The 13,425-nt window shown below is 43.9% G+C and carries 8 protein-coding genes; 7 read left to right on the top strand and 1 reads right to left on the bottom strand.

Going from position 1 to position 13,425, the window contains the following annotated elements; all coding sequences use genetic code 11:
* Window positions 1–113 precede the first annotated feature (113 nt).
* Together MHH50_RS26400 and MHH50_RS26395 are read left to right on the top strand one after the other, a co-directional pair.
* Window positions 114–2,783, top strand: a complete 2,670-nt coding sequence (locus tag MHH50_RS26400) for a copper amine oxidase N-terminal domain-containing protein (RefSeq protein WP_076281966.1) — start codon at window positions 114–116, stop codon at window positions 2,781–2,783.
* A gap of 198 nt (window positions 2,784–2,981) precedes the next feature.
* Complete coding sequence (locus MHH50_RS26395; RefSeq protein WP_076130455.1) at window positions 2,982–5,228, top strand: AraC family transcriptional regulator; 2,247 nt, start codon at window positions 2,982–2,984, stop codon at window positions 5,226–5,228.
* Window positions 5,229–5,292: 64 nt separating this feature from the next.
* Here MHH50_RS26395 and MHH50_RS26390 read toward each other — a convergent pair whose 3' ends face one another.
* Window positions 5,293–6,177: a carbohydrate ABC transporter permease gene (locus MHH50_RS26390; RefSeq protein ID WP_076130456.1), complete on the bottom strand. Its 885-nt coding sequence runs from the start codon at window positions 6,175–6,177 to the stop codon at window positions 5,293–5,295.
* A gap of 275 nt (window positions 6,178–6,452) precedes the next feature.
* Between MHH50_RS26390 and MHH50_RS26385 the strand changes: the two genes are divergently transcribed.
* The 5 genes from MHH50_RS26385 (at window position 6,453) to MHH50_RS26365 (ending at window position 13,352) form a co-directional block, all read left to right on the top strand.
* Window positions 6,453–7,418, top strand: coding sequence for an ABC transporter permease subunit (locus MHH50_RS26385; RefSeq protein WP_269473519.1), 966 nt, complete (start codon window positions 6,453–6,455; stop codon window positions 7,416–7,418).
* 88 nt (window positions 7,419–7,506) lie between these two features.
* Window positions 7,507–9,063 carry an extracellular solute-binding protein gene (locus tag MHH50_RS26380; RefSeq protein ID WP_340033662.1) on the top strand — a complete coding sequence of 519 codons (1,557 nt, stop codon included), beginning with the start codon at window positions 7,507–7,509 and terminating at the stop codon, window positions 9,061–9,063.
* Window positions 9,064–9,157: 94 nt separating this feature from the next.
* Window positions 9,158–10,315 (top strand): glycoside hydrolase family 88 protein, encoded by a 1,158-nt coding sequence (locus tag MHH50_RS26375; RefSeq protein ID WP_340033661.1) that lies wholly within the window; start codon window positions 9,158–9,160, stop codon window positions 10,313–10,315.
* A gap of 5 nt (window positions 10,316–10,320) precedes the next feature.
* Window positions 10,321–11,691: a glycoside hydrolase family 28 protein gene (locus tag MHH50_RS26370; RefSeq protein ID WP_340033660.1), complete on the top strand. Its 1,371-nt coding sequence runs from the start codon at window positions 10,321–10,323 to the stop codon at window positions 11,689–11,691.
* A gap of 74 nt (window positions 11,692–11,765) precedes the next feature.
* Window positions 11,766–13,352 (top strand): glycoside hydrolase family 43 protein, encoded by a 1,587-nt coding sequence (locus tag MHH50_RS26365; protein WP_340033659.1) that lies wholly within the window; start codon window positions 11,766–11,768, stop codon window positions 13,350–13,352.
* The last annotated feature ends 73 nt before the right edge of the window (window positions 13,353–13,425 follow it).

Raw genomic sequence — 13,425 nt, 5'->3', positions numbered from 1 at the left:
GGAACGGGTTCCAGATTAAAATATTGTAACCATAAAGCGTGAAACTTTTATCCTAGTGGGAGCGTCAAAAGGTTAGGAAAAAAATGTATTCGTCATTCCAGGAGGGTGAATCTGTGAAGAAGTTATGGATTTCTATTTTAGTGGGCTTATTAGTTTTGCCGATGATGTTTCAATCTTCAGTGAAAGCTGCTACTGCGCCCATCAGTATTTTTATTGACGGGGTTCGATTGTCCACAGATCAAGCACCGGTGATGGTAAATGGACGGACGATGGTACCCCTACGGGCAATCTTTGAAGCCTTTAATGCCACCATCAAGTGGAATCAGAAAACACAAACTGTAACTGCAACTAAAGATGATACAACGATTATGTTAAAGATTGGCTCAAAGACAGCCACGATTAACAATAAAGCTGTAACTCTAGATGTGCCGGGACAGAATTTGAAAGGAAGAACGATGGTTCCTACACGGTTTGTAAGTGAGTCATTGGGTCATGATGTGGGTTGGAATCCGAGCACCAAAGTAGTGACCATAACGACTTCCGGCGGTAAAACTGGAACTGTAAATCCGGCATCGAATGTGCAGTTAAAGGATGTAAGTGATAACGGTGACGGCCGTGATCTCCAGGTCAGCTTCACCCAATCTTCTAATGAAGCTCTTGTGGATCATTACCGGGTAATGATTGTAAAGGCTTGGAGCACTTTTAATATCTCATCTGCACAAAAGGTTACATCCGCCAATTATTCTACTGTTTTAGCTACAGGCACTAATCCTACGATTAGAATGACCGCAAATTCAAGGGATGTGGATGGTGACCTCATTAAAGGTAATCAAACCTATGTAGCTTATGTTTTCGCAGTGGGCAAAGGCAATAATACCAGCGCTCTCTCGTATAGTTCTTCGACTATATCGCTTAATACTAATACTGTAGTCGTTGCTCCAAGTAATGTACAAGTAAGTGATGTGAGCGATTATAGTGATGGCCGCGATTTAGCCGTAAGTTTTAATAAGGTATCGGATGAATCCAAGGTGAGTTCTTACCGGATATTTGTAGTCAAAGCTACTAATTATTCTTCTTTTAATTTGGCGGCAGCAAATGCTGTTAGCAGTTCAAATTACACACAGGTCAACAAAACAGGCTCCAATATCACTCAGATCCTATCGTCAGGAGCGAGGGATGTGGATGGAGCCCTCATTAAGACGGGAGTTGGTTACCGTGTGTTTGTTATGGGTGTAGATAGTGGCAGTAATACAGCCAATAATTTATTGTCTGCTGCTTCATCTGCGATTACGCTGTCCTCGGTCAATGTCTCTAATTTAAGTGTAAGCGACGTTAGTGACTTTGGAGATGGCCGTGATTTAAAAGTATCCTTTAACCACGCTACAGATGAAACGTATATTAGCCAGTACCGAATTCTAGTTGTGCCTACAGCTTATTCCAACAACTTTAGTTTATCTGAGGCGAATAATGTCTCCAGCTCTTATTACACAACGGTGAGCACAACAGGATCTAGCACCAGTCAAGTGTTAGCCTCGTCAGCAAGAGACGTGCGTGGTAATTTGATTAAGAATGGAACACCTTACAGAGTGTATGTGTTAACGATTGGAAGCGGGAAGAATTTGGGCACCAACATTCTCTCAACGGAGTCAACATTAATTACGTTGGCTGTTGACTACAATGTGAGTGCTGTCTACAATTTGGATGTAAGCGACGTAAATGACTATGATGATGGCCGTGATTTAAGAGTATCCTTTGACCACGCTACGAATGAAACGTATATTAGCCAGTATCGCATCCTGGTTGTACCTACTTCCTATTACAGCAGCTTCAGTTTATCTGACGCCAATAATGTGTACAGTTCTAACTACACAGCAGTGAGCACAACAGGATCCAGCACCAATCAAGTGTTAACCTCGTCATCAAGGGACGTGCGCGGTAACCTGATAAAGAGTGGAATCAATTACAGAGTATATGTATTAACCGTCGGAAGCGGGAATTACTCAGGCAGCAATGTTCTTTCTTCTGGTTCACCTTTAATTACGTTGAATGTAGATTACAAATTGGCTCCTATTTCGAGCTTGGATGTAAGGGACGTTAATGATTACGAAGACGGCAGGGATTTAAAAGTATCCTTTAACCATGCCACGGATGAAACGTACATTAGCCAGTATCGTATCCTGATTGTACCTACTTCCTATTACAGCAGCTTTAGTTTAACCCAGGCAAATGCGGTTTCTAGCTCCAATTACACAGCGGTAGGCACTTCAGGAAATAACACCAGTCAAGTCTTGGATTCTTCAGCTAGAGACGTAAACGGAAATTTAATAAAGAGTGGAATCAGTTACAGAGTGTATGTGTTAACGATTGGCAGCGGCAAGTACTCAGGCACTAATGTGTTGTCCTCAGAGTCGAATGCCATAACTTTATCCACTAAGCTGCCGGTAACCTCTGTCACCAATGTAACGTACAGTGTGGATGAGGGTAAAATACTAGTAAGTTTCAACCGTTCCTCTAACGAGTCTAACATTTCGGAATATCGAATTCTGGTGGTTCCGTCCAAACAAGGTTTTGGTTCAGCGGAAGCAATTGAGGTGAAATCCTCGTATTATACGTCGATAACGCCTAACGGAACGAATCCTACAATTGTAGCCTCGAGAAGAGATGTTAATGGTGCATTAATTGTTAAGGGTGTTAAATATAAAGTATATGTTCTTGCGGTAGCCAATAATAATGGCGTGCAGAGTGGTGGACTTTCGGATTCAACGGAAGAGATTGAAATATAAGGATAGGGAATAAAATCATTATAATATAAGGCAAAAAACCTTCATTGAGCACTGGGCTTGATGAAGCGCTTTTTGCCTTGTTTTTTTGTTTTCTATTTTTTATAAAAATAGGGTTGCGATTATACACATTTAAAACATTTGGTTTAACCTATTGGAAGCGCTATAATTGAAAATAATTACATGCTTAAGGAGTCTATCATGAAAAGAGGCAGGATATTCTACAAGATTTTTGTTCCTATTCTGGTGCTGGGAATTGGCCTGGTTATTAGCTTCGGTGGCTATATTTATCTGACGACGATTAATTCGGTAAATGAAAGAGTAGCGGATGATAAACAGAGTTTAATTACTCAAATTAAAAACACCCTGGAACAGAAAATTCAGACCATTGAATACGCTTTTAATACTTACAGTACCACCAGTTCCTTCAGGGAGGTCGTGCAAAATCCGATCACCGAGCAGGATTTTGAGAAGTATCGCGAGATTAATTCCCAGCTTAACTACATTGCCAGCATGGGGATGGATTTTGTTAATTATTCTCTAATCAGTTTGGAGCAGAAATGGCAGATTTCCAATGGTAAGCTTTCACATTTAACGGAAGAAGAGAGCAGGACACTTTATGAGAGCTATATTAATAACCGTAGCCGGGGGTTGTTTTGGGTTAAGACGGATAAGGGTATCCGCTTTGTAAATACCCTGCCGGTATTCTCACAGACCAAACAGGCGATTGCCTTATCTGATATATCCCTTCAGACCTTGCAGAGCACCCTTCAGACCGAAGGAAACACACCGGTGTTTATTCTTAACCGGGAGGGTGAGCTTTTATATGAGTCGGAAACTGGAAAGTCCCTGCTGACTAATAATCAACTTAGCCATATCACTAATGTTGCCGGAGGCGGGGGGCAATTGGGGACGATTGCCATGGAGCGGGCTGATCACCAATCGATAAAAGCTATTTATGCTAAATCTTCTTATAATAATTGGATTTACGTAACTATTTTGGATAAATCAGAAATTTCTGATGCACTAAAGACAACCCGATTCGGGATTGTGATGATGGTACTGCTTATTACGTTGTTGATTGCGGTAGTCGCTTATGTGATCTCTTTGTATTTCACCAAGCCATTCCGGCAGATTCAGCGCCGATTATTGCCTGCCAATGCGGAGCTAGAGCCTAAGAATGAGGTAGACTGGATTATTAATTCGATTGATACCATCTTATCGGAGAAAGAAAGCCTAGAGGGTCTGATTGAGTCTGAGATGCCTAAGTTGGAAACTCAGTTTATTCTAAATCTGTTTCGTAGCCGGATATCCCAAGAAGAGCTTAATCTGGGTTTGCCTCGTTTCGGTTATGAGCTGTCACAGAATTCGGTGTACGCAACGCTGCTAATACAGCTGGATAACTATGGGGAACGGCAGGCTAGTGATAAGGATCTTCTGCTTGTAGCGGTTAACAAACTGGTGGAAGAGCTGATTCCGCAGGAGAGGCGGATGATTCCTATCTTATTAAATGACCGTACACAAGCGACTATCCTGATCTTTGAGGGAGCGAATGAACAGGAGAACCGGAGAATAGCACTGGACTATGCCAAGACAATTATTCGAACAGCTAGAGAAATCCTGAAACTATCCATTAGCGTTGGAATCAGCAATTTTTATGATAATTTATTGTTTAGTAGGGAAGCTTGCGAGATGAGTAAGCAGGCGCTGCATCATCGTTTAAATCTGGGCAAAGAGTCTATCATCTTCTATGAGGATATATCGAAGGTGATCTCGGGTCCAGTTCTACTGCATTATCCGTCTGAGTTTGAGTCCCAGTTATTTGACGCGATTCGGATTGGAGATGAAGAACAAGTCTCCTGTTCTCTGTATCCATTACTCGGGGAAATGATGAAGCACAGTAAGAACCCTTTGAATTTCGAAGTCACATTAATACGTTTCGTCAACAATCTGATTCAGCTGGAGCAGCTGCTGGGTGTAGAGGTTCTGCTGACAGAGGACAATTCTACGTTGTATCACCGATTGTTAGACATCCGTAATCCGGAAGAGATCGAACGCATTTTGGTCAAAGAAGTTATCCATCCGATGGTGACCAGCGTTAAGGAGAAGACAGACCGTCAGTTCCGCCTCTTATCCGATAAAATTGCGGTGATTGTCCGCTCGGAATTTGATCAGGACTTAACGCTAGAATTAATTGGTGATCGTCTCCATTACAGTCCGAACTATTTAAGCAGTATTTTCAAAAAAGAGTACGGGATGACGTTTAGCGAGTATCTGATGAACTATCGTCTGGAAATGGCTAAGAAGTGGCTGGTGGAAACGGATATGACCATTAAAGAGATTGCTGAAAGGCTGCAGTACCATAATCCACAGAACTTTATTCGATCCTTCCGTAAAAAAGAACATGTAACACCAGGTGCATACCGAACCCAGAAACAGGAGAAGTAAGACGCTGAACACAAACAGCCAGCCCCGGGAGACCGGGGCTGGCTGTTTGTGCAGCTGCAATGTTTTAGCCTTTTACAGAACCCAGCAGGGCTCCTTTGGTGAAGTGTTTTTGTACGAAAGGATAGGCGAGCAGCATTGGAACGGTTGCGACTACGATAACCGCCATTTTGATGGTTTGAGCAGGTGGGATAATATCAACAGAAGCATTATCTCCCTGCATCCCGCTGGCGACGATAACAATTTGGCGCAGCAGGACTTGAATAGGCCACTTAGTGGAGTCTGTCATATATAAAATTGCACTCATATAAGTGTTCCAGTAAGCTACCCCGTAGAACAAGGAGAGGGTCGCGATAGATGGCATCGCCAGCGGAAGCATGATTTTGAAAAATACACCAAAATCATTAGAGCCGTCAATCTTGGCTGATTCCTCTAGCCCTTCCGGCAGCGCCTGGAAGAAGTTACGCATAATGATCAGGTTAAAAGCATTGATCGCAACAGGCATGATCATGGACCAGTAGGAATCGATTAATCCGAAATATTTAACTACCAGGAAAGTAGGGATCATTCCCCCGCTGAAGAGCATGGAGAACACGATTACGAAATTGATGAAATCTCTTCCGTATAGATATTTTCTAGATAATCCATAAGCCATTAAAGAGGTAAGAACCATACTGACAACTGTACCCACTAAGGTTACACCGATGGATACGCCAAGCCCTTTAAAAATAGTAGGCGTTGACAGTATATAACGGTAAGCATCCAAAGAGAATGTCGTCGGGAACAGGATGAAGCTTTTTTCTACTACCTCCTGTGTTGAAGCAAAGGAACTGGCAAACACATTGACAAAGGGTAAAAGACAGGCTAGGGCAATGAGTGTAAGCAGTGTGGTATTTACAATAGTAAACAGCCGGCTACCCATATTTTCTTTTTTAAAAGATGATTGCGACATGCAGATATCCTCCTTGTAATCGTTTCATTGAAACTTTAACAGGGGTCTGTTATTCCGTATATAATCATTAGCTTGGGCTTTGTTTTGGGAGGAAAAAGCGTGATAAGGCATAGATGATCTTTATGTATTGTAATAATCACTATAAGATGCACGGGCCTGGAAAACCTTATAGCTGTAGGGTTCTTGGAGTATCAGTATCTGATGATTATATACGTAATGGACGAATGATCGTAATCTGGGAATCGTAAAGAAACGCGATCAAGGAGGCCGATCAGGTGAAAGAGGCAAACGTCACCATGCTGAACACGAAAGTTAATCCAGTAAGAAAAAAGCGAACGGGGCCTAGCTGGCTGAGTTTAAAAAGAAACAAGTTATTGTATCTAATGATACTCCCGGGATTTTTGTATTTTGTTATTTTTAAGTACCTGCCTATGGGCGGTCTTATCATTGCATTTCAGGACTATCAGCCGTTTCTGGGTATAGCGGATAGCCCGTGGGTAGGGTTTAAGCATTTCGTCCGATTGTTTACAGAACCTACCTTCTTTATGCTATTGAGTAATACACTTATCTTGTTTGCATTAAACATTGTTATTTTCTTCCCGCTACCTATTATAGTGGCGCTGATGCTTAACGAAGTTCAGCACAAGTTATTTAAGAGCACCATTCAAACGATTATTTATATCCCCCATTTCATGTCATGGGTTATCATCGTCTCCATTTCCTATGTATTTATGAATGTGGATGGAGGGGTGCTGAATGAGATGTTGGCGGCCCTTGGGATGCAGAAGATCAGCTTTTTGACTTCTCCTGAGTGGTTGCGTACCGTGTATATCGGACAGATCATTTGGAAAGAAATTGGTTGGTCAACCATTATTTATTTGGCAGCCATTACCGTAGTGGATACGCAGTTATATGAAGCAGCTGAGATGGATGGAGCGGCAAGATTGCGCAAAACATGGCATATCACCCTGCCGGCAATTCGCCCAATCATTATTACCTTGCTTATTCTGAAGATTGGCCACACGCTGGATCTGGGCTTTGAGCATATGTACTTGCTGATCAATTCCTTGAACCGCGAAGTTGGAGAAATTTTCGATACCTATATCTATACAGCTGGTTTAAAGAACGGACAATTGAGTTTCAGTACCACAGTAGGTCTGTTCAAGGGTGTGGTTGGCTTGATTCTCGTTATGCTGTCGAACAAGTTAGCCAAAAAAATCGGCGAAGATGGTGTTTACTAGGCTTCACAGTATGCTGAATTCTTACCTCTGCCTTAAGGGCAGAGGTGGAAGATACAACACAAATACATTAGTAAAAGGGGTAATGTTGATGAATCGCAATTACAAAAAAATTGCAGCCTTAATGTTGTGTAGCGGGTTAGTACTCACTGCATGCGGAGGAGGCAATAACGCGAAGGAGTCAAATTCTTCAAATGAGGGAACGAATTCAACGGCTAAAACAACTGCTGCACCTGCAGATGTGCTAGATGCTAAAGCAAAGATTAGCTGGCTGAACATTTTACAAACGTCTACAACACCAACGGGTCCTATTCTGGACAAAATTGAAGAATTGACGAATACAGAGATTGAATTCTCATGGATTCCGGATCCTTCCAAAGAAGAACGTATTAATACTTCATTAGCATCGAATTCCCTAGCAGACATCGTTACCCTGACTATTCTTGATAACTCTTCTGTACGTAATGCACTGAAGGCCGGTATGTTCTGGGAAGTAAGTCCTTATCTTGATGAGTTCCCGAATTTGGCTAAAATTTCACAGGATACACGTACATCGGCATCGATTGCAGGTAAGCTGTACGGGGTTCCTTTCCAGAAGTCCTTGGCTAGAAACGGCGTTGTTCTCCGTAAAGATTGGCTGGATAAGCTTGGACTGCAGGTTCCAAAAACAACAGATGAGTTGATGGAAGTTGCGAAAGCGTTTACCGAAAAAGACCCTGATGGTAATGGCAAAAAGGATACCACAGGCTTCATGGACCGCAGCGATCTTGTATATGGAGCATTTAAGACATTGGGCTCATACTTTGGAACACCGAACTATTGGAGTGTAGATGATGCGGGTAAAATGACACCGGAGTTCGATACAGAGGCTTATGTCAAGACCATGGATTATATGAAGACTCTTTATGATGGTGGTTATATCAATCAGGATTTCGCTGTGACGGCTAAAACAGATCAGCAGCAGAATTTTGCGCAAGGAAAGGCTGGAATTTATGTGGGTGCCTTGTTTGACAGCAAGAACCTGCTGAATCTGTCTAAAGGCATACAGGATGGTATGGATTTGGTTATGGTTAACGATATCACTTCCACCGGTAATGAAGCGGATCGCGCCATCTGGGCTGGTAATAACGGAATTGGGGGACTGTTGTCTTTCCCGAAATCCGAAGTCAAGGATGAAAATGAGTTAAGACGGATCTTGAAATTTGTTAATGATCTTATGAATGAAGATGTCTATGGCTTGATGACTTATGGTATTAAGGATGTCCACTATACAATCGATGGAGAACAAGCGGTTACGATTAAGGATACAGATCTCTGGAAGCAAGAAGTTCAGCCATTTTCGGCATCTCGTCCATTAGAGAATGGATTCATTATCCATGATGCTGATCCACTCAAAGTTGAAGCTGATAAGCTGATCGTTGAGAATGCTAAATATGCTGTACTGAATCCTGCTTACTCTCTGGAATCTGAGACCTATTCTACTCAAGGATCTGAGTTGCAGAAGATTATGACAGATGCCACTTATAAATATATCCTAGGCAAAATTGATTTGAACGGATTTAAAGCTGAGGTTGAAAAGTGGAAGAAATCCGGCGGCAGCAAAATCATTACTGAATATGAAGCTGCTTATAAAGCTGTAAATCCTTAAGAAGTACTACAGACTATATTCTAAGAAAATAGTAGAGGGGTCCTAAATGGGGAGGCTGCGTTTAGGACCATATCTATTCAAACAGGAGGAAAAAATGAAAGACAACAATGCACTTAGGAGTATGGGCTGGGGTGTTCGAATGGCAGATTCGATTATGGAGCGAACGCCAAGATTATATGAGGATAACGGATATCATGGAAAATGGTCTTATGATTATGGAGTCATCTTGAAGGGTTTTGAGCTGCTGTGGAGACAGACCGGGCAGGTTAAATATTATCAATTCATCAAAGATAATATGGATTATTTTATTGAGGAAGACGGCTCTGTGAAGGGATATCGCCTGAGCGAACATAATATTGATCACTTAAATAACGGAAAGATCCTATTTGTGCTCCATAAAGAAACTGGGTTAGCGAAATATAAAATGGCTGCAGATTTATTAAGAAAGCAGATAACAACGCATCCTCGAACCTCAGAAGGTGCGTTTTGGCATAAGAATGTATATCCTTATCAGATTTGGCTGGATGGCTTGTATATGGGCTCTCCTTTCTATCTGGAGTATTTACTTGAGTATGAAGGCGGCAAGGGTCTGGACGATGTGACCCGGCAATTTATTCTGTGCGAGCGTCATACCAAGGATGCTGAGACGGGTCTTCTGTTTCACGCATGGGATGAAAAGCGGGTACAGCCGTGGTGCGATCCTGAAACGGGGTTGTCTCCGAACTTTTGGGGGCGTTCGCTGGGCTGGTATGTGATGGCGCTAGTGGATGTACTCGGAATGCTCCCTAAGGAACACGCGGATTACGAGATCTTGGCACGTATTCTGACAGATACGCTGACAGCGCTTCGTCAGGTTCAGGATGCGGATGCTGGAGTCTGGTATCAGGTTGTAAATATGGGCGGCCGTAAAGGCAATTATTTGGAGGCTTCCGCCTCTAGCATGATCACCTATGCAATGGCTAAGGGCATTCGGATTGGTGTACTCGATGATAGTTGGTTCGAGACTCTTGACCGTGCTTATCAAGGTCTTATTGCTGAATTTGTGCTGGAAACCAAAAAAGGCTGGGTTAACCTGAATAAAAACTGCCAGGTCGCTGGACTCGGTGGTGAGGACCGGAGAGATGGTACTTACGCCTATTATATCAGTGAACCGATCGTAACCAATGATCAGAAGGGGCTTGGCGCATTCCTCCTGGCTTGTGGAGAATATGAATATTTGCAGCATCCCGCCGTGACGAAAGGAAGCGAGTGAAGCACATGTCTATCTACAATATAAATGACTACGAAGCACATCCTAATAGTGCAGAGCCTTCAACGGAAGCGATAGCCAGTGCCATTCATGCGGCAAGCGAGGCAGGGGGAGGAACAGTTTATGTTCCTTCCGGGCACTATCAGACGGGTGCTATCTTCATGAAAAGCAATATTGAGCTGAAGCTCAGTCCTGGAGCTGTGCTTAGCTTCAGCTCTGATCCTAACGATTATCCGGTGGTGGATTCCCGTTGGGAGGGTGTGAAGCAGAACGTCCATGCTTCATGTATTTTTGGAATAAATCTAGAGAATGTATCGGTTACAGGTGCAGGCAAGCTGGATGGAAGGGGCGCACCTTGGTGGGATAAACATCGGAATTCTCCTGATTCACTGCTGTATCCCCGCCCGAAGCTTATCAGCTTCGACAACTGCCGTAGAGTCACGCTCAGAGATCTGACACTCGTGAACTCCCCAAGCTGGACTGTGAATCCTATCTGTTGCCATGATGTTACGATTGATAATCTGTCGATCTATAATCCGGCGGATTCGCCTAATACAGACGGTATTGACCCAGAATCCTGTGTGAATGTCCGCATCAGCAACTGCAATATCGATGTGGGTGATGACTGCATCGCCATTAAAGCAGGGACGGAGGATACGAAGGAGCGGGTTGCCTGCGAGAATATCACGATAACTAACTGCACGATGATTCATGGTCATGGCGGTGTGGTGCTGGGAAGCGAAATGAGCGGAGATATCCGTAATATCGTGATCAGCAATTGCGTGTTCAAGCAGACGGACCGCGGCATTCGGCTGAAGTCCAGACGCGGGCGCGGAGGTGTTGTCGAAGATATTCGTGTCAGCAATATCGTGATGGAGGACGTGATCTGTCCGTTTATTCTTAATCTTTATTATTTCTGCGGACCACGTGGTAAGGACAAATACGTATGGGATAAGAATCCTTATCCGGTGACGGAGGAGACCCCCTGCTTCCGACGGATTCATTTTGCTAATATTACTGCTCGGAATGTTCACGCGGCTGCAGGTTTTCTTTACGGCCTTGCGGAGCAATACATTTCAGAAATTACCTTTTCCGATATTGATATTTCCATGGCAGAGAATGCAATCCCTGGCCGTCCAGCCATGATGTCAGGAATCCAGGATATGAACAACCGTGGGTTCTATCTGGGCAACGTAAGAGATATTCGCTTCCGCCAAGTGACGATCGAGAATCATGAAGGACCGGCTTTTTATATTGAAAATGGAGAAACGGTAGATATCACCGGCTGCCAATCGAGAAACACCCGTAAAGTGGAAGAATTAGTGCAGCAAGTAACCGTTATCCCGTCACAGGAAGATCTAAGTGAGCAGACAGACTGATAATTGACAGGATAGACTGCAGATTTGCTTTGGGTGAAGGGTGCGGATGTATGGAAATAGGAAGGAGTATGAAGATGATTACAGATAACATTCAGACAGGAGTTATTCACAATCCCATATTAAAAGGCTTCAATCCTGACCCTTGTATTGTAAGAGCAGGGGAGATGTACTATATTGCTGTTTCTTCTTTTGAATGGCTGCCCGGTGTGAGGGTGTATCAATCAGCGGACTTAGCAGACTGGGAGCATTGCACAGATATTCTGACTCATCAGGTGGATCTGCGGGGAAATCCGAAAAATTGCAGTATCTGGGCTCCACAGCTTAGTTATTATGACGGTTTGTTTTATCTGATTTATACCGATGTTAAGAGCACCAAACGGCCTTTTAAAGACTGTCATAACTATCTGATCACTGCGGAGGGTATTGAGGGACCTTGGTCTGAACCGGTATACCTAAACAGCAGCGGGTTCGATCCATCTCTGTATCATGATGAGGATGGGCGCAAATGGCTGCTGAATGAGCTGTGGGATTACCGGATTACGGACGGCAACAAGTCCTGCGGGATTGTAATTCAGGAGTACGATCCAGAGCAGTGCCAATTAATAGGTGAACCTGTGAAAATCTTTGATTGCACGCCGCTGAAGAAGACGGAAGCGCCGCATATTTACAAGCGGGGAGGTTATTACTACTTAATTACGGCAGAAGGCGGCACTGGATCGGGGCATGCCGTAACCGTAGCGCGCTCCAAGGCGCTGCTTGGTCCGTATGAGGTGGATCCGCTCAATCCGATGTTGACCTCTCGGGATAATCCCGAGCTGCCGCTTCAATGTGCCGGCCATGGAAGTCTGGTAGAGACACCAGAAGGTGAATGGTATATGGCCCATTTGTGTACGCGACCCCTGGAAGGCGAATACGCCATACTGGGGAGAGAGACTGCCGTTCAGCAGGTGCACTGGAATGAGGAGGGCTGGTTAAGACTAACCTCAGGCGGAAATACACCACAGCTCAAGGTACCAGCACCTAAAGGAACAAAGTTCCTGAACCAAGTGCGGACGCTTGAATTTGAGGATGATTTTAATGGCCCAGAATTGAAAAAGAACTGGAATACATTGCGGATTCCTAGGAATGAAAGCTGGTGTTCCCTTGCTGAAAGACCGGGCTGGTTAAGAATCAGGGCCGGGGAGTCCGTGCAGAGTCTGTTTGAGCATCATATTCTGGCTATTCGCCAGACGGATATAAGCTTCCGCGCTGAAACAGCGCTTGAATATGAACCGAATACTTATCTGCAGATGGCAGGACTACTGTTATACCTGAATGAGGATAACTATCTTTATGCGTATATCAGCCAGGAAGAAGGACGTGGCAAGGTGCTGCGGTTAATGCGCTGTCAGCGCGATGAATTCACTGCGGAGCCTGTAATGATTGAACTAAATGCAGGGGAGACAGTGCGGATCGCGGTTGAGGTGCAGGAAGTGACTGGGCAATTTGTTTATCTTAAGGGTGACGATACGGAGTGGAAGCCACTTGGCGATCCGCAGAATATCAGCTTTTTGTCGGGAGGCTTCACTGGGAACTTTGTTGGCATTGCGGCGCATGATATGCAGCAGTTCGGTGGCAGCAGTGCTGATTTCGCATATTTCCGTTATCAGGGCAAGGAATAATACACACGGCTTTACTAAGGAAGGGGTTGCTCTGAGGACAGGGCCCCCTTCTTATTCCAATAGATATTAGGAG

Origin of the sequence: Paenibacillus sp. FSL H3-0302, assembly GCF_037982245.1 — a bacterium.
GTDB lineage: Bacteria > Bacillota > Bacilli > Paenibacillales > Paenibacillaceae > Paenibacillus_AQ > Paenibacillus_AQ odorifer.
The sequence above is the reverse complement of the archived record's forward strand: the minus strand, read 5'-3'. Positions and strand labels throughout refer to the sequence as shown.

Excerpts from the sequence above, each read along its gene's own strand:
- MHH50_RS26390 (WP_076130456.1), bottom strand. The coding sequence starts at position 6,177 with ATGTCGCAATCATCTTTTAAAAAAGAAAATATGGGTAGCCGGCTGTTT.
- MHH50_RS26365 (WP_340033659.1), top strand. The coding sequence starts at position 11,766 with ATGATTACAGATAACATTCAGACAGGAGTTATTCACAATCCCATATTA.
- MHH50_RS26380 (WP_340033662.1), top strand. The coding sequence starts at position 7,507 with ATGAATCGCAATTACAAAAAAATTGCAGCCTTAATGTTGTGTAGCGGG.
- MHH50_RS26370 (WP_340033660.1), top strand. The coding sequence starts at position 10,321 with ATGTCTATCTACAATATAAATGACTACGAAGCACATCCTAATAGTGCA.
- MHH50_RS26395 (WP_076130455.1), top strand. The coding sequence starts at position 2,982 with ATGAAAAGAGGCAGGATATTCTACAAGATTTTTGTTCCTATTCTGGTG.
- MHH50_RS26375 (WP_340033661.1), top strand. The coding sequence starts at position 9,158 with ATGAAAGACAACAATGCACTTAGGAGTATGGGCTGGGGTGTTCGAATG.